The sequence below is a fragment of the Nocardioides sp. Soil774 genome, assembly GCF_001428125.1.
In the GTDB taxonomy this organism is placed as follows: domain Bacteria; phylum Actinomycetota; class Actinomycetes; order Propionibacteriales; family Nocardioidaceae; genus Nocardioides.
Map to the genome: position 1 here is coordinate 140,001 of NZ_LMSM01000010.1, position 22,295 is coordinate 162,295.

Consider the following 22,295-nt stretch of genomic DNA (forward strand, 5'->3'; position numbering starts at 1 on the left):
GCCCAGCCACATTCGGGGCCGGCGGAAAATGTGGGTGGACCACCGCCCAGCCGGTGATATCTTGACGTCGAGACATCTCGGAGGGGGTACGACGTGCGCTGGTGGAGCCGGATCCTGCCGCCGACCAAGCTCGAACGCGACCTGGTCTGGCAGTGCGTGCTGTCGGCCTTCGCGACCGGCACGTTCCTCACCGGGACGGCCGTCTACTTCACCCAGGTCGTCGGGTTGACCGGTGCCCAGGTGGGCCTCGGCATGTCGATCGCGGCCGGCGTCACGCTGCTGCTGCAGCTGCCGATGGGGCGGCTGTCGGACCGCGTGGGGGCCAAGCCGCTGTGGGCGCTGGCGAGCGCGGTCGAGGCGGCTCTCTACTTCGCCTGGCCGCTGATCGGCGGCATGGCGTCGTTCGTGGCGATGCTGACGGTGCTGGCGGTGGTCGAGACCGCCGGGCGCAACGCGCGCAACGTCTACCGGATCGCGGTCTTCCCGCGTGACGTACGCGTCCGCGCACTGGCCTACATGCGCGCCGCCCGCAACGTCGGCTACACGCTCGGCGCCGGCGCGAGCGGCGTGGCGCTGGGCGTGGGCCTCGGCGCCGTACGCCTCATCCCGCTGGTCACCGGCGGGCTGCTCGTGCTCAACGCCGTCCTCATCGCGGCCGTGCTGCCGGTCATCGCGCGCCAGGCGCCGGTCGCCGCGAGCGACGACCCGGCCACGGTCGCGCCGCCGGCGTGGCGCAACCCGGGCTTCGTGGTGCTGGGCATCTGCAACGGCGTGCTGTCGTCCAACCAGGTGCTGCTCAACGTCGTGGTGCCGCTCTGGCTGGTCGAGCGCACCGACGCTCCGCAGGCCCTGCTCGCGTGGCTGTTCGGCACCAACACGGTGCTCGCGGTGCTGCTGCAGGTGCGCGCCAGCCGGGTCGCGGACTCGGTCGACGGGTCGCTGCGCGCCGTACGCTGGTCGGGCTGGGCCTTCATCGTCTCGTGCGGGCTGATCGCCTGGACCCACGAGACGGTCGGCTGGATCTCGATCGTGCTGATCTGGATCGGCCACGTGACCATCACCGGCGCCGAGCTGTGGCAGTCGGCGGCCGACTGGTCCTTCACCAGCGAGCTCTCCGACCACCGCCGCCTCGGCGACTACCAGGGCGTGTGGGGCCTGGGCTACCAGATCGAGCCGATCATCTTCCCCGCGCTCTACACCTACCTCGCCCTGCAGGTCGGCACGCCCGGCTGGATCGTCATCGCCCTCATCGGTGTCGCGGCAGCGGCGCTCGCCCACCCCGCGGCCCGGGCCGCCGAGCGGCACCTGGTCAGGATCGGCGCCCCCGTCGGCGTCTGAACGCCCCGGCGGCGGCCCTAGACTGCTCCGCGTGACGGCACAGACCCTGGACGGCGCAGCCACGCTGCGGACCATCAAGGCAGAGCTCGCGCAGCGTGTCGCCGCGCTGGCCGAGCGCGGCATCACGCCGGGCCTGGGCACGGTGCTGGTGGGCGACGACCCCGGCTCGCACTGGTACGTCGGCGCGAAGCACAAGGACTGCGCGGAGATCGGCATCACCTCGATCCGCCGCGACCTGCCCGCCACCGCCTCGCAGGCCGAGGTGGAGGCGGTCATCGACGAGCTCAACGCCGACCCGGCCTGCACGGGCTTCATCGTCCAGCAGCCCACCGGGCTCGACGAGTTCGCCCTGCTCTCGCGCGTCGACCCCGACAAGGACGTCGACGGCCTGCACCCGGTCAACCTCGGCAAGCTCGTGCTCGGCGAGGCCGGGCCCCTGCCGTGCACGCCGGTCGGCTCCATCGAGCTGCTGCGCCGCCACGGCGTGCAGATCGCCGGCGCCGAGGTGGTCGTCGTGGGCCGCGGCATCACGGTGGGTCGACCGCTGGGGCTCCTGCTGACCCGTCGCTCGGAGAACGCCACCGTCACCCTGTGCCACACCGGCACCGTCGACCTCGCGTCGCACGTGCGTCGCGCCGACATCGTCGTCGCCGCCGCCGGCGTGCCCGGCATCATCACCGCCGACATGGTCAAGCCGGGCGCCGCTGTCCTCGACGTCGGCGTCTCGCGTGTCGGCGGCTTGGTCACCGGCGACGTCGACCCGGGCGTGTGGGACGTGGCCGGCTGGGTCTCGCCCAACCCCAAGGGCGTGGGTCCGATGACCCGGGCGATGCTGCTGAGCAACATTGTCGAGATCGCCGAGAAGACAGCCGGTCGCTGAGGTGGGCGACTCCGACCGCATCGAGCCGCCCGAGTCGGTCGAGCCCGTCTCGGCCGAGCCGGTCGGCCCCGACGACGCCCGCCGCTACCCCTCCACGATCGGGGGAGCCTTCTACCTGCTGGTCCTGGCGACCGTCGGCGCCGCGATGGTGCTGGTGGCCCTCGACGAGTGGCGCACCGGCATCCGGCTGATGGGTGGGGCGCTGGTCTTCGCCGCCCTGGTGCGGCTGGCGCTGCGGGCCCGCGACGCCGGCATGCTCGCCGTACGCCACAAGGTGCTCGACGCCCTCATCCTCGTCGCGCTCGGCGGCGCGCTGATCTTCCTCGCGGGCTCGATCCCCGACCAGCCCGGCTTCTGAGACGACGACGGCCGGGCCCCCGCTCGGGGTCCCGGCCGTCGTGCTCGCTCAGGTCAGATGAGGCCGAGCTCGGTGACGGCCTGGCGCTCGTCGGCCAGCTCGGCGGTGGAGGCGTCGATCCGCGCGCGCGAGAAGTCGTCGATCTCGAGGCCCTCGACGATCGACCAGTCGCCGCCCGAGGTGGTGACGGGGAAGGAGGAGATGAGCCCCTCCGGCACTCCGTACTCGCCCTGCGACGCGACAGCCATCGAGACCCAGTCACCCTCAGCCGAGCCGAACAGCCAGTCGCGCGCGGCGTCGATCGTGGCCGACGCGGCGGAGGCCGCCGACGACGAGCCACGGGCGTCGATGATCGCGGCGCCGCGCTTGGCGACGGTCGGGATGAAGTCGTTCTCCAGCCAGGCCTGGTCGCCGACGAGCTCGGCGGCGTTGCGGCCGCCGACCTCGGCGTGGAAGAGGTCGGGGTACTGGGTCGCCGAGTGGTTGCCCCAGATCGTCATCTTCTTGATGTCGGTGACCGAGGCGCCCGTCTTCGCCGCGAGCTGCGAGATCGCGCGGTTGTGGTCGAGGCGGGTCAGCGCGGAGAAGCGCTCGCGCGGGATGTCGGGGGCGTTGCTCATCGCGATGAGGGCGTTGGTGTTGGCCGGGTTGCCGGTGACACCGATGCGCACGTCGTCGGCCGCGACCGCGTTGAGGGCCTTGCCCTGGGCGGTGAAGATCGCGCCGTTGGCCGACAGGAGGTCGCCGCGCTCCATGCCCGGGCCGCGCGGGCGCGCGCCGACGAGGAGGGCGAGGTTGACGCCGTCGAAGATCTTCTCGGCGTCCGAGCCGATCTCGACGCCGGCGAGCTGCGGGAAGGCGCAGTCGTCGAGCTCCATCACGACGCCCTCGAGCGCCTTGAGGGCGGGCTCGATCTCGAGCAGCCGCAGCTCGATCGGGCGGTCCGCGGCGAGCGCGCCGCTGGCGAGGCGGAAGAGCAGGCTGTAGCCGATCTGGCCGGCGGCGCCGGTCACGGCCACCTTGAGAGGTTCGGAGGTCACGGTCGTACTCCTCGTGGTGATGGTCTCGGTTGTCCCGCTGACGCTAGCAGCGCCGGATCGGGCGCCGTCCGCTGGTCTGCGGCTGGCATGCTGGCGCCCATGCCCCGAGTCGTACGACGTCCGCGTGCGGTCGTGGCGGCGCTCGGCCTGGCCCTGGCCGCGACGGGTGCGCTGTCGGGCTGTGCCGGGATCGGCCAGCCGGCTCCCTACGACTCCCCGGGGATCAACGGCCTCGTCATCCCGACCCCCAGCCCCGCCCCGTCCGACTTCGTCGCCGGCGTCGACAACCCGTGGTTCCCCCTCGAGCCCGGGAGCGCGGCGCGCTTCGACGTCACCGAGGACGACGGCGCCGACCTGGGGTGGATCGAGATGGCGGTGATCGACCGCCCGACGGACATCGCGGGGCTGGCCGCGACCGGCGTCACCACGGCCAGCGACATCGACGGCGCGAAGGACATCACGACCCGCTACTACGCGCAGGACGCGGCCGGCAACGTGTGGGTCGTCGGCGCCGACGAGGGTGCGCGCGGCCAGGGCTCCTGGCGCGCCGGCGAGGGCGGCGCGCAGGCGGGCCTCGCCGTCCCGGCCCACCCGCGGCTCGGTGACGGCTGGCTGACGCGGTTGGTGCCGGGACTGCCCGAGGAGAGCACGCGGGTGGAGGACCAGTCGCGCGCGATGGTGCAGACACGCACCCAGGACGAGGACGAGGCCGGCACCACCACTCGCCGCGTGTACGAGAAGGGTGTCGGCCTCGTCAGCGTCGAGGACCTCGACGCAGGCTGGACGGCGGTGCTGGACCGGTAGGTCAGTCGGGGCGGCGCACCTGCGTGCGGCCGTCGTCGTCACCGTCGGGGTTGCCCCAGTGGCCGGGGGCCCCGGGCTGCGGCTGCTGCGGCGCGCCCCACTGCCCCGGCTGGGCCGGCGGCTGCTCCTGCGGGGGCTGGTAGGGCTCGGGCTGGCCCCACTGGCCGGGTGCCGGCTGTGCGCCGTGGGGGACGGCGTAGGGGTCGGGCTGCGGCTGCTGCGGCTGCTGGTAGGGCTCGGGCTGGCCCCACTGCTGCTGCGGGGGAGCACCCCACGCGGCCCCGGGCTGGCCCCAGCCGCCCTGCTGGCCCTGGTTCCACTGTGCCTCGTAGCCGGCCGGGACGAACTGGCCGCGGCGACCGCCGCCGAAGTTGAGGCCGGAGCCGGCGACGGGCGTGGCGCCCTGGCCGAAGAGCAGCGGGTAGGTCAGGCCGGCGACGGCAGCGCCGACGAGCGGGGCCACCACGAAGACCCAGAGCTGGACGATCGCGTCGGTGCCGGCGAAGACGCCGACGCCGATGGAACGCGCGGGGTTGACCGAGGTGCCGGTGGCGCTCATCGAGGCGAAGTGGATCATCGCCAGCGACAGGCCGATCGCGAGCGGGCCCATGGCCACGTTGACCTCGTTGCGCTCGTCGGTGACCGCGAGGATCACCCACAGGAAGACCGCCGTCAGCAGCATCTCGAGCAGCAGGGCCGCCCAGAGCGCGAAGGGCACGCCGGGGCTCTGGTCGCCGTAGAAGTTCTGCGCCATGTTGCCCTCGGCGCTGAAGCCGTCGAAGCCCTGGTTGAGCCCGAAGAGCGCAGCGCCGGCGAGGAGGCCGCCGAGCAGCTGCGCGGCCATGTAGATGCCGACCTGGTTCCACGGCAGCCGGCCACCGAGCACGGCGCCGAGGGTGACGGCCGGGTTGAAGTGCCCGCCGGAGATGCGACCCACGGCGTACGACATCACGACCACCGTGAGCCCGAACGTCAGCCCCGTCGTGACGTAGTCGCCACTCATGATCGCGGCGCCACAGCCGAAGAAGACGAGCACGAAGGTGCCGAGCGCCTCTGCGGTGAACTTCTGCCCCGTGGTCGGAGTGTCCTGGACGATGTCGCTCACGGCGAGCCCCCTCGAGAGTTCTGGTGACCGCGCCCCGCGGCGGTCGTGAGGACTCTAGCGTCGCGGTGGGTCGGGTGCGAGGGTGGGCGAGTCGCGGCGCGACCCCCCGTCAGGTATCTTGACGTCAAGAGTTATGCCGCCCGTTCGCTCATCCAGAACGATCACCAGGAGCTGTTGAGTCCCATGGCCAAGATCATCTACACCCACACCGACGAGGCGCCGCTGCTCGCGACGTACTCCTTCCTGCCGATCATCGCCGCCTACGCGAAGACCGCGGGTGTGGACGTCGAGACCCGTGACATCTCGCTGGCCGGCCGCGTGATCGCGCAGTTCCCCGACCGGCTCACCGAGGAGCAGCGCCTCGACGACGCCCTCGCCGAGCTCGGCGAGCTGGCCACCAGGCCCGAGGCCAACATCATCAAGCTCCCCAACATCTCCGCCTCGATCCCGCAGCTCAAGGCGACCATCGCCGAGCTGCAGTCGCAGGGCTACGACCTCCCGGCCTACCCGGAGAACCCGCAGACCGACGAGGAGCGCGAGGTCCGCGCCCGCTACGACAAGGTCAAGGGCTCCGCGGTCAACCCGGTGCTGCGCGAGGGCAACTCCGACCGCCGCGCGCCCGCGTCGGTGAAGAACTACGCGAAGTCGCACCCGCACTCGATGGGCGCGTGGAGCAGCGACTCGAAGACCTCGGTGGCGACCATGGGCCACGACGACTTCCGCAGCAACGAGAAGTCGGTCGTCCTCGACGGCGACGACACCCTCTCCATCGTCCACGTCGGCGTGGGCGGCGAGAAGACCGTGCTCAAGGAGGGCCTCGAGGTCCTCGCGGGCGAGGTCGTCGACGCCACCTTCATGAGCGCCTCGGCCCTCGACGCCTTCCTCGCCGAGCAGGTCGCCAAGGCCAAGGCCGACGGCGTCCTCTTCTCCGCCCACCTCAAGGCGACCATGATGAAGGTCTCCGACCCGATCATCTTCGGCCACGTCGTGCGCGCCTACTTCGCCGACGTCTTCGCGCAGTACGGCGAGGACCTCGCCGCCGCGGGGCTGTCGGCCAACGACGGGCTGGGCGGCATCCTCGGCGGCCTCGACGCCCTCGACAACGGCGCGGAGATCAAGGCGGCCTTCGAGAAGGGCCTGGCCGAGGGCCCCTCGCTCGCGATGGTCGACTCCGACAAGGGCATCACCAACCTGCACGTGCCCTCCGACGTCATCATCGACGCCTCCATGCCGGCCATGATCCGCACCTCGGGCCAGATGTGGAACGCCGCGGGCGAGCAGCAGGACACCCTCGCGGTCATCCCGGACTCGTCCTACGCCGGCATCTACCAGGCCACCATCGACGACTGCCGCACCCACGGCGCGCTCGACCCCGCCACGATGGGCTCGGTGCCCAACGTCGGCCTGATGGCCAAGGCAGCCGAGGAGTACGGCTCGCACGACAAGACCTTCGAGATCCCCGCGGCCGGCACGGTCGAGGTGCGCAACGCCGCCGGCGACGTGCTGATGTCGCACACGGTCGAGCCCGGTGACATCTGGCGCGCCTGCCAGACCAAGGACGAGCCGATCCGTGACTGGGTCAAGCTCGCCGTCACCCGTGCCCGCGCCAGCGAGACCCCGGCGGTGTTCTGGCTCGATGAGACCCGCGCGCACGACGCCAACCTGATCGCGCTCGTCACCGAGTACCTGAAGGAGCACGACACCGAGGGCCTCGACATCTCGGTCATGGCCCCGGCAGAGGCGACGGCGTACTCCCTCGAGCGCATCCGCCGCGGCGAGGACACCATCTCGGTCACCGGCAACGTGCTGCGCGACTACAACACCGACCTGTTCCCGATCCTCGAGCTCGGCACCAGCGCGAAGATGCTCTCCGTCGTCCCGCTGATGAACGGCGGCGGCCTCTTCGAGACCGGCGCCGGCGGCTCGGCGCCCAAGCACGTGCAGCAGCTGGTCAAGGAGGACTACCTGCGCTGGGACAGCCTCGGCGAGTTCTTCGCCCTGGCGGCCTCGCTCGAGCACCTCGCCGGCTACGCCGACAACGCGCGCGCCAAGCTCCTCGGCGACGCGCTCGACCGCGCCACCGAGACCTTCCTCAACGAGGACCGCTCGCCCGGGCGCAAGCTCGGCACGATCGACAACCGCGGCTCGCACTTCTACCTCGCGCTCTACTGGGCCGAGGAGCTCGCCGGGCAGACCGAGGACGCCGAGCTGGCGGCCGCGTTCGCCGACCTGGCCGGCGCGCTGCGCGCGAGCGAGTCGACGATCGTCGAGGAGCTGCTCGCGGTGCAGGGCAAGCCTGCCGACATCGGTGGCTACTTCCGCCCCGACCCGGAGAAGGCCGCCGCGGTGATGCGGCCCTCGGCCACCTTCAACGCCGCGCTCGCCGCGCTCTGACGAGGGCGACCCGCGTCACAGGACGGGCCTGCGGGGAACAATGCCCGCAGGCCCGTCCTTGTCGGAGGTGATGACCACGACTGCGCCCGCCACCGACCCGACCGCCGACCCGACCGCGGGCGACCCCGACGCCGCCTCGGTGACGGCGCGCCACTTCGGCCTCGCCGTGCTCGCCCTGGCGATGGGCGGCTTCGCCATCGGCACGACGGAGTTCGTCACGATGGGCCTGCTGCCGCAGATCTCCGCCGGGGTGGACGTCTCCATCCCCACCGGCGGCCACGTCATCTCGGCGTACGCCGTCGGGGTGGTCGTGGGTGCCCCCGTGCTGGCCTTCCTCGGTGCTCGACTGCCGCGCCGGGCGCTGCTCGTCGCGCTGATGGCGGCGTTCGCGGTCGGCAACGGCGTGAGCGCGCTGGCCGGCTCCTACGAGCAGCTGATGCTCGCCCGGTTCGCCGCCGGGCTGCCGCACGGTGCCTACTTCGGGGTCGCCTCGCTCGTCGCGGCCAGCATGGCGCGGCCCTCGCGCAAGGGGCGCGCGGTGTCGCAGGTGATGCTCGGGCTGTCGTTCGCCAACGTCCTCGGCGTACCCGCAGCCACGCTGCTGGGTCAGGAGCTCGGGTGGCGTGCGGCCTTCTGGTCCGCGGCCGGCCTGGCCGTCGTGACGCTCGCCCTCGTGGTGTGGTTCGTGCCCTCGGTGCAGGGCGACGCCGCGGCGAGCGGGCGCCGTGAGCTGGCGGCCTTCACGGTGCCGCAGGTCTGGCTGACGCTGCTGGCCGGGGCGGTCGGCTTCGGGGGCATGTTCGCCGTCTACTCCTACATCGCGCCCGTCGTCACCGACGTGGGCGGGCTGGGGGAGCGCTCGGTGGCGGTCTTCCTGCTCTCCTTCGGCCTCGGCATGGTGGCCGGGACCTGGCTGGCCGGCGTCATGGCGGACTGGTCGATCTTCCGGTCGCTGATCATCGGCGGCGTCGGCATGGCCGGCACGATGCTCGCCTTCTGGCTCGCCGCGCCCCACGGCTGGGCAGCGCTGCCGGTCGTCTTCCTCATCACCACGCTCGGCTCGGTGCTGGTCGTGAACCTGCAGCTGCGCCTGATGGACGTGGCGGGCGATGCGCAGACCCTGGGCGCGGCGATGAACCACGCCTCGCTCAACATTGCCAACGCGCTCGGCGCCTGGCTCGGCGGTGTGGTCATCGCCGCCGGCTGGGGGCTGCGTGCCCCGGCCCTCGTGGGCCTGGTGCTGTCGCTCGCCGGTGTGGCGATCCTGCTGGTGTCGGCACGCCTGCACGTGCGCCAGCGCGACGCGCAGCCCGCCTGACCCCGTCCGGGGTGACTGCTCTTCCCGTTCATGTTGCGTGGAGTTAACACGAACGGAACTCTTGCGTAGCCCGGGTTTGTAACGATCAAATCCATGAGGGTGGATCGAGCCACCCGAAATCTTCCTGAGGGGGAGTCATGGACGAGATGAAGATCGAGGCGGAGATGGAGCGCCGCCGCTACCTCGCCGACCGCAACGTGGGCGACGTGGTCAGCCTGCTGCAGCGGCGCCAGGAGCTGCGCGGGATCTACCCGGCTGCGGACCTGGTCGCCGACAACGTGGGCTGGGTCGTCTGAGCAGCTCGACCCGCACGCACAGCGAGCCCCGCCGGAGTGGGTCCGGCGGGGCTCGCTGCGTTCGTCGAGGCTCTGGCTGTCAGGGGCTCAGAGCAGCCAGCAGTTGCTGAGCTGCGGCAGGCCGAGGAACCGGGCCTCGAAGAACGGCAGCGCCTCGGCTGTCTGCGGCACGATGCCGCCGACGTGGAGCGGTGCGATGTTGGCGGAGAAGTAGACGTTGGCGCCCTTGTCGCACCACGACCTCGCCATCGTCTTGCCCACGGCGAACGGGATCACGTCGTCGAGGTGGGAGTGGGTGACCAGCACCGGGAACGTCGGCTTGATCGTCCCGATCCGCTGGGCCGCGACGATCGACTTCCACGGCTCCACGCTCATCAGCGACGACATCGGCTGCCCGTTGTAGCTGAGCGTCGACGACTTCACGAACGCGTTGTCGAGCAGGTTGAACACGCACTCGGTCTCCACGCTGTCGCTCGTCGCGCGACCGGCCGCGTTGAGGTAGGGCGTGAGGTCCTTGTTGTAGCTCGCCGCGAGCCCACGCAGGGCGAAGAACGCGAACGAGGAGTAGAGCCCGCCGTCGAGGTTGGTGGCGACCTTCTCGAGGTCCGCCGGCACGGCACCCACGACGGCCCCCTTGATGCGTAGGTCGGGGGCGTACGTCGCTGCCAGCTCGACCGCCGCCGCCGCCGCGCCGCCGCCCTGGGAGTAGCCCATCAGCCCGACCGGGCTGGTGGAGCTGAGCCCGGTGCCGGACAGGCGCTGCGCGGCGCGTACGGCGTCGAGCGTGGCCCGGCCCTGCGAGACCCGGTCCATGTAGGTGTGCACCCCGACGGTGCCGAGGCCCTCGTAGTCGGGCATCGCGACGGCGTAGCCGCGCAGCAGCAGGCCCTCGATCCCGATGCCCTCGTACTCGATGCCCTCGGAGAACAGTCGCGACGGGGCGCAGCGGTCGGCCATGCCCTGGGTGCCGGGCGCGTAGCCGATGACGGGTCGCGAGCCCACGCCGATCCAGGGTGAGTTGGGCACCAGCACCGTCCCGGAGGCGGCGATGGCCCTCCCGGCGCGGTTGGTGGTCTTGTAGAGGATCCGGCTCGCGTCGCGGACCAGGCTGGTGGCGTCGAGCGGGTCGAGCAGGAACGTCATGTGCTCGCTGCGGATGAGCGAGCCGTTGGCGGTGGGCAGCGTGGCGGGCGTCTCGTAGAACGCCGGCCGTGGCGGCTCGGGGACGACGGCGGTCGCCGACGTCGTACCTGCTGCAGTGAGCGTCGCCGCGGCCGCGATGGTGGCGAGCAGCGTGGTGAGCGTGGTGCGGAGCCGGCTGGGCCGGCTGTGGGGGCTGGCGACCGTGTCGACCGACCTTCCCCGAGCGAGTGTCCGACGACGTGCTGGTGCTCCCATGATGGGTTCCCTCCCGGGCCGGACCGCCCGGCCACGTCGCGAAACCTACTGGTGAGTCACATCACAGCGCTGTGTGACGTCCGTCACGTTGCGTTTCACCCGCAGGGGTGGGTCCCGGACCCACGCCGGGGACTCGCCGTCCGCTTTGGCACAATCACGCGCATGTCCGCCCCCTCCACGTCCGCCGACCGGACCGCGCGCCCCCGCGTGCTCTCCGGCATCCAGCCCACCGCCGACTCGTTCCACCTCGGCAACTTCCTGGGCGCGCTGCGGCAGTGGGTGACGTTGCAGGACGAGTTCGACCCCTTCTTCTTCGTCGCCGACCTGCACTCGATCACGATGCCGCACGACCCGAAGCTGCTGCGCGAGCGCACGCTCGTGTCCGTCGCGCAGCTCCTCGCCGCCGGCGTCGACCCCGAGCGGGCGACGATCTTCGTGCAGAGCCAGGTGCCCGCCCACACGCAGGCCTCGTGGGTGCTGGAGTGCCTCACCGGCTTCGGCGAGGCGCGCCGGATGACGCAGTTCAAGGACAAGTCGGCCAAGGGCGGCGAGGGCGCGGCCAGCGTCGGGCTCTTCACCTACCCGATCCTCCAGGCCGCCGACATCCTGCTCTACCGCCCGCAGTACGTCCCGGTCGGCGAGGACCAGCGCCAGCACCTCGAGCTGACGCGCGACCTCGCGGGGCGCTTCAACAAGCGCTTCAAGAAGACCTTCCGCCTCCCCGAGCCCTACATCATGGAGAGCACCGCCAAGATCTACGACCTCCAGCTGGTGGAGAAGCAGATGTCGAAGAGCATCGGCGGCAACGGGTGCATCTGGCTGCTGGACGACCCGAAGGTCTCGGCCAAGAAGATCCGCTCGGCCGTCACCGACTCCGAGACCGAGGTGCGCTTCGACCCGGAGAACAAGCGGGGGGTGTCCAACCTGCTCAACATCCACGCCGCCCTCAGCGGCGCCGGCATCGACGAGCTCGTCGCCTCCTACGCCGGGCGCGGCTACGGCGACCTGAAGGCCGACGTGGCCCAGGTCGTGGTCGACTTCGTGACGCCGTTCCGCGACCGGGTCCACGAGCTGCTCGAGGACCGGGCCGAGCTCGAGACGATCCTGGAGGCGGGGGCCGACCGCGCCACGGAGGTCGCGAAGGCGACGCTGCGCGACGTCTACGAGCAGGTCGGCTTCCTGCCCCGGGCCGGACGCTAGGGTCGTCAGGTGCCCACCATCGGAGTAGCCATCGCGATCCCCGAGCCCTGGGCGAGCGAGCTGCAGGACTATCGCGCCTCGCTCGGCGACCCCACCGCGGCGCGGATCCCGACCCACATCACGCTGATCCCGCCCGCCGATCTCGACGAGTCCGCGCTCGAGGCGGTGGAGGACCACCTGTCCTCCGTCGCGGGGTCGATCCAGCCGTTCGACATCCACATGCGCGGCACCGGGACGTTCCGTCCGGTGTCGCCGGTGGTGTTCGTGACGGTCGCGAAGGGCATCTCGGGGTGCGAGCAGCTCGCTGGCGCCGTACGCCGAGGCCCGCTCGAGGTCGACCTGCACTACCCCTACCACCCGCACGTGACCATCGCGCACCACCTCGACGACGCCGCTCTCGACCGTGCCTTCGCCGAGCTCGCCGGCTTCGAGTGCCGGTTCACCGCCGAGGAGTTCAGCCTCTACGTCCACGACGAGACCGCGGGCTGGCAGCCCACCCGCGACTTCGGGCTGGGCTGAGCATGTCCTTCGTCTCGGGCCTCAAGGATCGCGTCGAGCGCGTGCGCGCGCGACGGCCGTTCGTCGACCACGTCGTCCGCACCATCGAGCACTACGGCGCCGTCAACGGCAGCGCGCTCGCCGCGGCCGTCACCTACTTCGCGTTCCTGTCGTTCTTCCCGATCCTGGCCCTGGCGTTCGCCATCTTCGGCCAGGTGGCGAAGGTCTACTCCAAGGCGGAGACGACGCTCGTCGACGCGGCCAACTCGGTGCTCCCCGGTCTGGTGGGCGGCGACAGCGGGGTCTCGCTGGAGACGCTCCAGTCGGCGGCACCCGGCATCTTCAGCGTCGGGATCCTGCTGACCCTCTACTCCGGACTCGGCTGGCTCTCAGGCATGCGCTCCGCGCTGATCGCGGTCTTCGAGGAGCCCGAGCGCGAGCAGCCGAACTTCGTCGTCGGCAAGGTGCGCGACGTGCTCGCGCTGCTCGCCCTCGGGGCCATCCTCGTCACCAGCGTCGCCGTGTCGGGCGTGGCCACCAAGCTGCTGAGGCCGATCCTCGACGCGCTCCAGCTCGGGGTCGTCGCGGGCGTCCTGTTCTGGGCCCTGGCGCTCGTCCTCGGCCTGGCGGCCAACGCCCTGCTCTTCTTCGCCTTCTTCCGCCTCCTCGCGCAGCCGAACACCCCCAGCCGCTCGCTCTGGTCGGGCGCGGTGTTCGGGGCGATCGGCTTCGAGGTCCTCAAGCAGCTCTCGACCTACCTCCTCAAGGCGACCGCCAGCTCCGACGCCTTCCAGGCCTTCGGCATCGCGCTCATCCTCGTCGTCTGGATCAACTACTTCTCCCGCGTCGTCGTGCTCGCCGCGGCCTGGGCGCAGACCTCTCCCGACGCCCGTGCCGCCCGCGCCGAGGCCGCGACCACCGACGCCATGCCCGAGGGCCCGCGGATCGACCTCGCGGCGGCAGCGGACGGCGTACGCGCGTCGGGCTCGCCCGCCTCGTCGCCTGCCTCCCCGCAGGCAGCCTTCGCGGCGGGGGCCGCGTCGATGCTCGGCCTGGTCGCGCTCGTACGCCGCCGCCGTTCCTGACGCTCGCCTCCTCGCGCCGCCCCGAGCGGTGCGTGAGGAGCATTCGGAGGTCCCGCTTCCCTCCTCAGCCACCGATGGTCCGGCGAGTCTGCGTGGACACGCCCGTCGGCGGTGAGTGAGGGGCATTCGTTCGGCACGGAATCCCCGCCACGCACCGCTCGAAGGCGCGCAGCTCATGTGCCACTAACCGCCCACACCTCCCTGCCACGGGGCGTTCTCCACAGGACTGCTGTACGGCGGTCGCGGCACGCGCAACAGCGAGGCGCAATGTCGAGATGAAGACCGTGCCTGACCGCTTCCGCAACGGCCCGATCCACCGTCGAGCTGCGCTGGCCGGCGGGGTGACTCGTGATGTCCTCGAGGGGGTCCAGTTCCGACGACTGCACGAAGCCGTGTACGTCCATCGCGATCACCACATGTCGTGGGCGGACCATGTCGAGGCAGCACTGTTGGCGCTGCCGGACACCGCGCGGACGACCGGCACGACGCGGCTGCGCCAGCTCGGGTTCGAGGTGGGGAGCGGGTGGCCGTTGCACTTCGTGGTGGAGGGTGACCTGCACCTCGCGCTGCATGACGTGGTCCTCCACCGCACCGTCAAGATGCCTCCGTGCGACGACGCGGGGGTGAGCCCCGAAGCAGCCTTCGTCGCGTTCTGTGCCGAATCGCGCCTGATGGACGCCATCAAGGTGGGCAGCTTGATGCTCAACAAGGAGGCGCTCGACCTGCACCTCCTCGACCAGATCCTGACCGAGGAGCAGTGGCGACGCGGCGTGGTCGAGACGTCGTACGTCCTGCCCTTCCTCGACGGTGGGTGCAGATCGATGGCCGAGGCGGAGCTGTTGACGCTCTTCGTCTTCGCCGGCTTGCCGGCCCCCGACGTCAACGTCACGATCGAGCTGGCGCCCGGGGTCGAGCTGACGCCTGACTTCCGGTTCGTCCAGTACGAACAGGTCGTCGAGTACGAAGGCGGTCAGCACCAGGACGACCGCGCACAGTACGTTGCCGACATCGACCGCTACGCGCTCTATCGCAGGCACGCAGTTCCCTACGAGCTGATCACCAAGGAGCGGATGCGCTCGCCGAAGGCCACCGTCCGGCTGGTGCACCAGGCCCTGGTCGCCCGTGGGTACGACGGTCCGCCGCCGGACTTCGGGGAGCAGTGGGACAGCCTGTTCCGACGCGTCGCCGACGTCGTACGCCTTCTGCGCGCCGCGTGAGCGGTGCGTGAGGGGGATCTGCCGGCGCGAATTGCCCCTCACGCACCGCTCGCGGGCGCGTCGTACGAAGACACCCGGGGTGGCGGTGCGTGAGGCGGATTCGGCGGTCTCGAAATCCTCCTCACGCACCGCTCCAAGGAAGCAGGGACGACGAAGGGCCGGGGGAGACCCCCCGGCCCTTCGTCGTACGCCGCTCAGTGACCGTGCTTGATGGCGGTGCGCAGGTCCTTGTTGAGCTGGGAGATCACGTCGAGCGGGATCTCCTTGGGGCAGGCAGCGGTGCAGGCACCGATGTTGGTGCAGCCGCCGAAGCCCTCGTGGTCGTGCTGGGCGACCATGTTGACCACGCGGCTGTCGCGCTCGGGCTGGCCCTGCGGGAGCTCGCCGAGGTGGGTGATCTTGGCACCCATGAACAGCGAGGCCGAGCCGTTGGGGCACGCCGCGACGCAGGCGCCGCAGCCGATGCAGGTGGCGACGTTGAACGCGCGCATGGCGTCGTCGCGCGGCACGGGCACCGAGTGGGCCTCGGGGGCCGAGCCGGTGTTGACCGAGATGTAGCCGCCCTGCTGGATGATGCGGTCGAACGCGCTGCGGTCGACGATCAGGTCCTTGACGACCGGGAACGCGTCGGAGCGCCACGGCTCGATGGTGATCGTCTCGCCGTCGGAGAACGAGCGCATGTGCAGCTGGCAGGTCGTGGTGACCTCCGGGCCGTGCGCCTCGCCGTTGATCATCAGACCGCAGGTGCCGCAGATGCCCTCGCGGCAGTCGGAGTCGAACGCGATCGGCTCCTCGCCCTTGTCGTTGAGCTGCTCGTTGAGCACGTCGAGCATCTCGAGGAACGACATGTCGGGGGACACCTCGGAGAGCTCGTAGGTGTGCATGGCACCCGCGCTCGTCGCGTCGGGCTGGCGCCAGATCTTCAGGGTCAGGTTCACTTGTAGCTCCGCTGCTTCATCTCGATGGCGGTGTAGACGAGGTCTTCCTTGTGCAGCACCGGCGCGGCGTCGTCGCCGGCCCACTCCCATGCCGAGACGTAGGCGTACTCGTCGTCGTGGCGCAGCGCCTCGCCGTCCTCGGTCTGCGACTCGGCGCGGAAGTGGCCGCCGCAGGACTCGCGGCGGTTGAGCGCGTCGATGCACATGAGCTCGCCGAGCTCGAAGAAGTCGGCCACACGACCGGCCTTCTCGAGCGACTGGTTGAGCGTCTCGGCGCTGCCGAGGACCTTCACGTTGCGGTAGAAGTCGTCCTTGAGCGAGCGGATGAGGTCGATGGCCTTCTTCAGCCCGTCCTCGCTGCGCTCCATGCCGCAGTACTCCCACATGATGTTGCCGAGCTCGCGGTGGTAGGAGTCGACGCTGCGGGTGCCGTTGACCGACAGGAAGTGGTCGATGCGGCCCTTGACCGACTCACGGGCCTCGACGACCGCCGGGTGGTCCTCGGAGATCTCCTCGAACGGGCCGTCGGCGAGGTAGTCGCGGATGGTGTGGGGGAGCACGAAGTAGCCGTCGGCCAGGCCCTGCATCAGCGCCGAGGCGCCGAGGCGGTTGGCGCCGTGGTCGGAGAAGTTGGCCTCACCGGTCACGAACAGGCCGGGGATCGTGGACTGCAGGTCGTAGTCGACCCACAGCCCGCCCATGACGTAGTGCACCGCGGGGTAGATGCGCATCGGCACCTCGTAGGGGTTCTCACCCGTGATCCGCTCGTACATGTCGAGGAGGTTGTCGTACTTCTCCTCCACGCCCGCACGGCCGAGCCGCTCGATCGCGGCGGCGAAGTCGAGGTAGACACCACGGCGTACGCCGTCGACCTCGGGGCCGACGCCGCGACCCTCGTCGCACATGTTCTTGGCCGCGCGCGAGGCGATGTCGCGCGGGACCAGGTTGCCGAAGGAGGGGTAGATCCGCTCCAGGAAGTAGTCGCGGTCCTCCTCGGGGATGTCGCGCGGGTCCTTCTCGCAGTCGGCCTGGTTCTTCGGCACCCAGATGCGACCGTCGTTGCGCAGCGACTCCGACATCAGCGTCAGCTTGGACTGGTGCGAGCCGGAGACCGGGATGCAGGTGGGGTGGATCTGCGTGAAGCACGGGTTGGCCATGTAGGCGCCCTTGCGGTGCGCACGCCACGCGGCGGTGACGTTGCAGCCCATCGCGTTGGTGGAGAGGTAGAAGACGTTGCCGTAGCCGCCCGAGGCGAGCACGACGACGTCGGCGATGTGGGTCTCGATCTCGCCGGTGACCATGTCGCGGGCGATGATGCCGCGCGCCTTGCCGTCGACCGTGACGAGCTCGAGCATCTCGTGGCGGGTGTAGGTCTCCACGGTGCCGGCGGCGACCTGGCGCTCGAGCGCCTGGTAGGCACCGATCAGCAGCTGCTGGCCGGTCTGGCCGCGGGCGTAGAAGGTGCGCGAGACCTGCACGCCGCCGAAGGAGCGGTTGTCGAGCAGGCCGCCGTACTCGCGGGCGAACGGGACGCCCTGCGCGACGCACTGGTCGATGATGTTCGTGCTGACCTCGGCCAGGCGGTAGACGTTGGACTCGCGCGAGCGGTAGTCGCCGCCCTTCACGGTGTCGTAGAAGAGGCGGTGGACCGAGTCGCCGTCCTCCTTGTAGTTCTTCGCGGCGTTGATGCCGCCCTGGGCCGCGATCGAGTGGGCGCGGCGCGGGGAGTCCTGGTAGCAGAAGGACTTCACCCGGTAGCCGGCCTCGCCGAGCGTGGCCGCGGCCGACGCGCCCGCCAGGCCGGTGCCGACGATGATGATCGACAGCTTGCGGCGGTTGGCCGGGTTGACCAGGCGCGCCTCGAACTTGCGGTTCTGCCAGCGCTCGGCGATCGGGCCGTCGGGCGCCTTGGTGTCGACGACCGGGTCGCCGGGCGTGTAGTAGCCGACGGCGTCGTCGTAGTCACCGTCGAGGAATCCCGACGGCGAGGCCTCGGCCGAGGTGACGGTGTCGGGCATGTCCATGTCGTGGCTCACGAGTCTGCAGACCCCTTACTTGGTGATGACGCCGGCGAGGACACCGAGCGGGACGAGGGAGAAGCCGACCGTGACGATCAGCGCGATGACGAAGCCGACCGTCTTGGCCCGCTGGCGCTTGGCCGCGGTGCCGGTCCAGCCGAGTGTCTGGGCGGCGCTCCAGACGCCGTGGTGCAGGTGGGCGCCGAGCGCCAGCATGGCGGCGATGTAGATGAGGGTCAGCCACCACACGTCGAAGGTGTCGACGAGCAGGTTGTAGGGGTCGTTGGTCGCCCCGCCCTGCACGTTGACCTTGCCGATGGTGAAGTTGAGCAGGTGCCAGACGAGGAACAGGAAGATCGTCAGGCCGCCCCAGCGCATGAGCAGGCTGGCGCGGGTGGCTCCGGTCTGCTTCTTCACGACGTACTTCGTGGTGCGGGCCCGCGCCGCGCGGCGCCAGAGCACCACGGCGCAGTAGACGTGCACCACGAGAGCGGCGATGAGGCCGACGCGCAGGATCCACAGCAGGCCCTCGTGCGGGAGCATCGGCTCGCCGATCTCACGCAGGTGCTCGGCGTACTCGTTGAACGCGTTGTGCCCGGCGAACGCCTTGAGGTTGCCGTACATGTGCGCCAGCACGAAGCCCAGGAAGATGATGCCGCTGATCGCCATGCCGAGCTTCAGCGCGATGGTCGTGCGGGAGGCCCGGGCGCCCTTCACCAGGGTCGGAGCGTTCCCTCGAGAGTCTTTGAGTTGGGTTGCCACGAGAGCACGGTAGCGCGGGGCTCCCACGCTCGACGCGCCGAGGCCGTGTGACGTTTTCCTTGGCGCGTTGTCTTCCGCTGGACTGTGACACACGCCATAGTCGCCTGTGTCGCCCGGACGCCGTTCCGGACCCTCTGGAGGACGTATGCCGACGACCGACCGCGGAGTGACCAGCCCGGGCCGTGCACGCATCGAGGAGCGCACGCTGCGCCGCGACAGGTGGTGGCTGCAGCCGCTGGCGACGTTCGTGGTGTTCTCGGGCTTCGTCGTGTTCGCGACCATCCGCGCCTTCATGGGCCGCGACTACTACGCCGAGCCCTACCTCTCGCCGTTCTACTCGCCGTGCCTGGGCGACTGCGTCGAGGGGGCCTCCGACTTCGGCCAGCCCTTCGGCTGGTGGCCGCTGTCGGCGGCGCTGCTCATCCTGGTCTTCCCGCTGGGCTTCCGGATGACCTGCTACTACTACCGCAAGGCCTACTACCGCGCGTTCTGGCTGAGCCCGCCCGCGTGCGCCGTCGCCGAGCCCCACGGGTCCTACTCCGGCGAGAGCCGGCTGCCGCTCCTGCTGCAGAACGCCCACCGCTACTTCTGGTACGCCGCGGTGCTGGTCGGGCTGGTGCTCACCTACGACGTGCTGCTCGCCTTCCGCCCGATGCCGGGCCGGTACGCCGTCGGTGACGGCGAGACGAGCGGGGTCCACATGGGCCTCGGCACGCTGCTGATGCTCGCCAACGTCGTGCTCATCTGGCTCTACACGCTCTCGTGCCACTCGTGCCGCCACGTCGTGGGCGGCCGGCTGCGCCACTTCTCCAAGCACCCGGTCCGCTACCGGCTCTGGACGTGGGTCTCGCGGCTCAACACCAGCCACGGCCGGTGGGCGTGGTACTCGCTGTTCTCCGTCGCGGTCGTCGACTTCTACATCTTCCTGCTCGCCACCGGCACGATCCAGGATCTGAGGTTCTTCTAGATGACGGACATGAGCGCCGCCAACGGCCGGCACCCGATGACCGGCAACGAGCTGTCCGGCGAGGCGGCCGGCGGCATGGAGCGCCACGACTACGACGTCGTGGTGGTCGGTGCGGGTGGCGCGGGGCTGCGCGCCGCGATCGCGGCCCACGAGGCGGGAGCGCGCACGGCCATCGTGTGCAAGTCGCTGCTCGGCAAGGCCCACACGGTCATGGCCGAGGGCGGCATCGCCGCGGCGATGGGCAACCGCTGGCCCGAGGACAACTGGGAGGTCCACTTCCGCGACACCATGCGCGGCGGGAAGATGCTCAACAACTGGCGCATGGCCCAGCTCCACGCCCAGGAGGCGCCCGAGCGGGTGCAGGAGCTCGAGGACTGGGGCGCGCTCTTCGACCGCACCGACGACGGGCTGATCTCGCAGCGCGACTTCGGCGGCCACAAGTACGCCCGGCTCGCGCACGTCGGCGACCGCACTGGGCTCGAGATGATCCGCACGCTGCAGCAGCGGGCGGTGGCGCTCGGCATCGACGTCTTCATGGAGTGCACGGTCACCGACGTGTTCAGGGACGGCGACAAGGTCGCGGGAGCCTTCGCCTACTGGCGCGAGTCGGGCCGCTTCATCGTCTTCGACGCCCCGTCCGTGATCCTCGCGACCGGCGGCATCGGCAAGTCCTTCAAGGTCACCTCGAACTCGTGGGAGTACACCGGCGACGGCCACGCGCTCGCCATGCGCGCGGGCGCGAGCCTCATCAACATGGAGTTCGTGCAGTTCCACCCGACCGGCATGGTCTGGCCGCCGTCGGTGAAGGGGCTGCTCGTCACGGAGTCGGTGCGCGGCGACGGCGGCATCCTGAAGAACTCCGAGGGCAAGCGCTTCATGTTCGACTACATCCCCGAGTTCTTCAGGGCCGAGACGGCCGACACGGTCGAGGAGGCCGATGCCTGGTACGACGACAAGAAGAACAACCGGCGGCCGCCCGAGCTGCTGCCGCGCGACGAGGTGGCGCGCGCGATCAACTCCGAGATCAAGGCCGGCCGCGGCACGCCGCACGGCGGGATCTACCTCGACATCGCCTCACGGCGTACGCCCGAGTTCATCCGCAAGCGGTTGCCGTCGATGTACCACCAGTTCAAGGAGCTCGCCGACGTCGACATCACCGCCGAGCCGATGGAGATCGGCCCGACGTGCCACTACGTGATGGGCGGGGTCGAGGTCGACGCCGACACCCAGGAGAGCGCGGTCACCGGGCTCTACGCGGTGGGGGAGTGCTCGGGCGGCATGCACGGCTCCAACCGGCTGGGCGGCAACTCCCTCGGTGACCTGCTGGTCTTCGGCAAGCGCGCCGGGGAGCACGCCTCGACGTACGCCGCCTCGCTGGCCGGCGCGCGGCCGCGGGTCGACGAGGCCGACGTGAGGGCCGCGCAGGCCAGCGCGCTCGCTCCCTTCGAGGTGGAGGGCGGCGAGAACCCGTACACGATCCAGTCCGACCTGCAGCAGTCGATGAACGACCTGGTCGGCATCATCCGCACCCGCGCCGAGCTCGAGGAGTCGCTGGACGCGATCGAGGTCTTCAAGCAGCGCGCGGCGACGATGGTCGTGGAGGGCCACCGGCAGTACAACCCCGGCTGGCACCTCGCGCTCGACCTGCGCAACATGCTCATCGTCAGCGAGTGCATCGCCAGGGCCGCGCTTGCCCGCGAGGAGTCGCGCGGCGGGCACACCCGCGACGACTTCCCGGGGCCGGACCCGGAGTGGGGCACCAAGAACCTCGTGGTGAACCTCAACGAGGCGGGCACGGGCGTCGACCTCCACGAGAAGCCGTTGCCCGAGATGCCCGAGGAGCTGAAGGGGTACTTCGCATGAGTTATGTGCTCAAGCTGCGGATCTGGCGCGGCGACAAGGACGGCGGCGAGGTCAAGGACTACCCCGTCGAGGTCTCCGAGGGCGAGGTGGTGCTCGACGCGATCCACCGGGTGCAGGGCACCCAGGCCGGCGACCTGGCCGTGCGGTGGAACTGCAAGGCCGGCAAGTGCGGCTCGTGCAGCGCCGAGGTCAACGGACGCCCGCGGCTGATGTGCATGTGCCGGCTCTCGGACTTCGCGGAGGACGAGACGATCACCGTCACGCCGATGCGCACCTTCCCGGTGATCCGCGACCTGGTGACCGACGTGTCGTTCAACTACGAGAAGGCCAAGCAGCTGCCGTCGGCACAGCTGGGGCCGCGCGATCCCGACGGCAAGCGACGGATGGCGCAGGTCGACGTCGAGCGTGGCCAGGAGTTCCGCAAGTGCATCGAGTGCTTCCTGTGCCAGGACGTGTGCCACGTCGTGCGCGACCACGAGGACAACAAGGAGTCCTTCGCGGGCCCGCGCTTCTTCCTGCGCTACGCCGAGCTCGACATGCACCCGCTCGACACCCACGACCGGCGCGAGCTCGCCCAGGGCGCGGCCGGCCTCGGGATGTGCAACATCACCAAGTGCTGCACCGAGGTCTGCCCGGAGGGCATCAAGATCACCGACAACGCGATCATCCCGATGAAGGAGCGCGTCGTGGACAAGAAGTTCGACCCGCTCGTCTGGCTGGGCGACAAGATCGGTCTGCGCAACAAGGACAACGAGGGCCGCACCGAGCCGTGAGACCTATCCCATAGGTCGCGGCGGTGTCGGCGCGGTGACGCTC

20 protein-coding genes are annotated in these 22,295 nt (G+C 70.6%); 14 read left to right on the forward strand and 6 right to left on the reverse strand.

The window, feature by feature from the left end:
- The first annotated feature begins 93 nt into the window (after window positions 1-93).
- The 3 genes from ASG76_RS16150 to ASG76_RS16160 are packed head-to-tail and all read left to right on the forward strand — an operon-like array spanning window position 94 to window position 2,576.
- Window positions 94-1,338 carry an MFS transporter gene (locus ASG76_RS16150; RefSeq protein WP_056605692.1) on the forward strand — a complete coding sequence of 415 codons (1,245 nt, stop codon included), beginning with the start codon at window positions 94-96 and terminating at the stop codon, window positions 1,336-1,338.
- Window positions 1,339-1,369: 31 nt separating this feature from the next.
- The gene (locus ASG76_RS16155; RefSeq protein ID WP_056605695.1) at window positions 1,370-2,218 is read left to right on the forward strand and encodes a bifunctional methylenetetrahydrofolate dehydrogenase/methenyltetrahydrofolate cyclohydrolase; all 849 of its coding nucleotides are present in this window, start codon (window positions 1,370-1,372) and stop codon (window positions 2,216-2,218) included.
- Between the two features lies 1 nt (window position 2,219).
- Window positions 2,220-2,576 (forward strand): DUF3017 domain-containing protein, encoded by a 357-nt coding sequence (locus ASG76_RS16160; protein WP_056605698.1) that lies wholly within the window; start codon window positions 2,220-2,222, stop codon window positions 2,574-2,576.
- Between the two features lie 53 nt (window positions 2,577-2,629).
- Here the strand turns inward: ASG76_RS16160 and ASG76_RS16165 are convergent, their stop codons facing one another.
- Entirely contained in the window at window positions 2,630-3,616 is a 987-nt protein-coding gene (locus tag ASG76_RS16165; RefSeq protein WP_056605702.1) for a malate dehydrogenase, read from the reverse strand.
- A gap of 99 nt (window positions 3,617-3,715) precedes the next feature.
- Between ASG76_RS16165 and ASG76_RS16170 the strand changes: the two genes are divergently transcribed.
- Entirely contained in the window at window positions 3,716-4,420 is a 705-nt protein-coding gene (locus tag ASG76_RS16170) for a hypothetical protein (RefSeq protein WP_157559159.1), read from the forward strand.
- Between the two features lies 1 nt (window position 4,421).
- On the opposite strand, the gene ASG76_RS18870 is transcribed toward ASG76_RS16170, so the two are convergent.
- Complete coding sequence (locus ASG76_RS18870) at window positions 4,422-5,525, reverse strand: aquaporin (RefSeq protein WP_082587609.1); 1,104 nt, start codon at window positions 5,523-5,525, stop codon at window positions 4,422-4,424.
- A 183-nt stretch (window positions 5,526-5,708) separates the two neighbouring features.
- Here ASG76_RS18870 and ASG76_RS16180 point away from each other — a divergent pair, with 183 nt between their 5' ends.
- The 3 genes from ASG76_RS16180 to ASG76_RS19180 all read left to right on the forward strand — a co-directional run bounded on the left by ASG76_RS16180 (window position 5,709) and on the right by ASG76_RS19180 (window position 9,533).
- Window positions 5,709-7,919, forward strand: a complete 2,211-nt coding sequence (locus tag ASG76_RS16180) for an NADP-dependent isocitrate dehydrogenase (protein ID WP_056605707.1) — start codon at window positions 5,709-5,711, stop codon at window positions 7,917-7,919.
- Window positions 7,920-7,989: 70 nt separating this feature from the next.
- The gene (locus ASG76_RS16185; protein ID WP_056605710.1) at window positions 7,990-9,237 is read left to right on the forward strand and encodes an MFS transporter; all 1,248 of its coding nucleotides are present in this window, start codon (window positions 7,990-7,992) and stop codon (window positions 9,235-9,237) included.
- Between the two features lie 137 nt (window positions 9,238-9,374).
- Window positions 9,375-9,533, forward strand: a complete 159-nt coding sequence (locus tag ASG76_RS19180; RefSeq protein ID WP_157559160.1) for a hypothetical protein — start codon at window positions 9,375-9,377, stop codon at window positions 9,531-9,533.
- An 87-nt stretch (window positions 9,534-9,620) separates the two neighbouring features.
- Here the strand turns inward: ASG76_RS19180 and ASG76_RS16190 are convergent, their stop codons facing one another.
- A complete protein-coding gene (locus ASG76_RS16190; protein WP_082587610.1) occupies window positions 9,621-10,931 on the reverse strand; it encodes a lipase family protein in 1,311 nt (436 codons plus the stop codon).
- A 162-nt stretch (window positions 10,932-11,093) separates the two neighbouring features.
- Here ASG76_RS16190 and trpS point away from each other — a divergent pair, with 162 nt between their 5' ends.
- The 4 genes from trpS (at window position 11,094) to ASG76_RS16210 (ending at window position 14,931) form a co-directional block, all read left to right on the forward strand.
- Complete coding sequence (trpS, locus tag ASG76_RS16195) at window positions 11,094-12,131, forward strand: tryptophan--tRNA ligase (protein ID WP_056605712.1); 1,038 nt, start codon at window positions 11,094-11,096, stop codon at window positions 12,129-12,131.
- Window positions 12,132-12,140: 9 nt separating this feature from the next.
- On the forward strand, window positions 12,141-12,650 hold the full coding sequence (locus ASG76_RS16200) for a 2'-5' RNA ligase family protein (protein WP_056605714.1): 510 nt from the start codon (window positions 12,141-12,143) through the stop codon (window positions 12,648-12,650).
- Window positions 12,651-12,652: 2 nt separating this feature from the next.
- Entirely contained in the window at window positions 12,653-13,714 is a 1,062-nt protein-coding gene (locus tag ASG76_RS16205) for a YihY/virulence factor BrkB family protein (protein WP_056605718.1), read from the forward strand.
- 449 nt (window positions 13,715-14,163) lie between these two features.
- Window positions 14,164-14,931 carry a hypothetical protein gene (locus ASG76_RS16210; protein ID WP_162254131.1) on the forward strand — a complete coding sequence of 256 codons (768 nt, stop codon included), beginning with the start codon at window positions 14,164-14,166 and terminating at the stop codon, window positions 14,929-14,931.
- 194 nt (window positions 14,932-15,125) lie between these two features.
- Here the strand turns inward: ASG76_RS16210 and ASG76_RS16215 are convergent, their stop codons facing one another.
- Genes ASG76_RS16215 through ASG76_RS16225 form a run of 3 tightly spaced genes read right to left on the reverse strand, consistent with a single transcriptional unit; the run spans window position 15,126 to window position 18,604 of the window.
- Window positions 15,126-15,869: a succinate dehydrogenase/fumarate reductase iron-sulfur subunit gene (locus tag ASG76_RS16215; protein ID WP_056605723.1), complete on the reverse strand. Its 744-nt coding sequence runs from the start codon at window positions 15,867-15,869 to the stop codon at window positions 15,126-15,128.
- Window positions 15,866-17,887, reverse strand: coding sequence for a fumarate reductase/succinate dehydrogenase flavoprotein subunit (locus ASG76_RS16220; RefSeq protein ID WP_056606143.1), 2,022 nt, complete (start codon window positions 17,885-17,887; stop codon window positions 15,866-15,868). Before ASG76_RS16220 ends, ASG76_RS16215 begins: the two co-directional genes overlap by 4 nt.
- 33 nt (window positions 17,888-17,920) lie before the next feature.
- Window positions 17,921-18,604 carry a succinate dehydrogenase cytochrome b subunit gene (locus tag ASG76_RS16225; RefSeq protein ID WP_235529675.1) on the reverse strand — a complete coding sequence of 228 codons (684 nt, stop codon included), beginning with the start codon at window positions 18,602-18,604 and terminating at the stop codon, window positions 17,921-17,923.
- 190 nt (window positions 18,605-18,794) lie between these two features.
- On the opposite strand from ASG76_RS16225, the gene ASG76_RS16230 reads away from it, so the two are divergent.
- Genes ASG76_RS16230 through ASG76_RS16240 form a run of 3 tightly spaced genes read left to right on the forward strand, consistent with a single transcriptional unit; the run spans window position 18,795 to window position 22,252 of the window.
- Window positions 18,795-19,616, forward strand: a complete 822-nt coding sequence (locus tag ASG76_RS16230; RefSeq protein ID WP_056605729.1) for a hypothetical protein — start codon at window positions 18,795-18,797, stop codon at window positions 19,614-19,616.
- Window positions 19,617-21,479, forward strand: coding sequence for a fumarate reductase/succinate dehydrogenase flavoprotein subunit (locus ASG76_RS16235; RefSeq protein ID WP_235529677.1), 1,863 nt, complete (start codon window positions 19,617-19,619; stop codon window positions 21,477-21,479). It begins immediately after the preceding gene.
- Window positions 21,476-22,252, forward strand: coding sequence for a succinate dehydrogenase/fumarate reductase iron-sulfur subunit (locus ASG76_RS16240; protein ID WP_056605734.1), 777 nt, complete (start codon window positions 21,476-21,478; stop codon window positions 22,250-22,252). The genes ASG76_RS16235 and ASG76_RS16240 overlap by 4 nt, the downstream gene beginning before the upstream one ends.
- The last annotated feature ends 43 nt before the right edge of the window (window positions 22,253-22,295 follow it).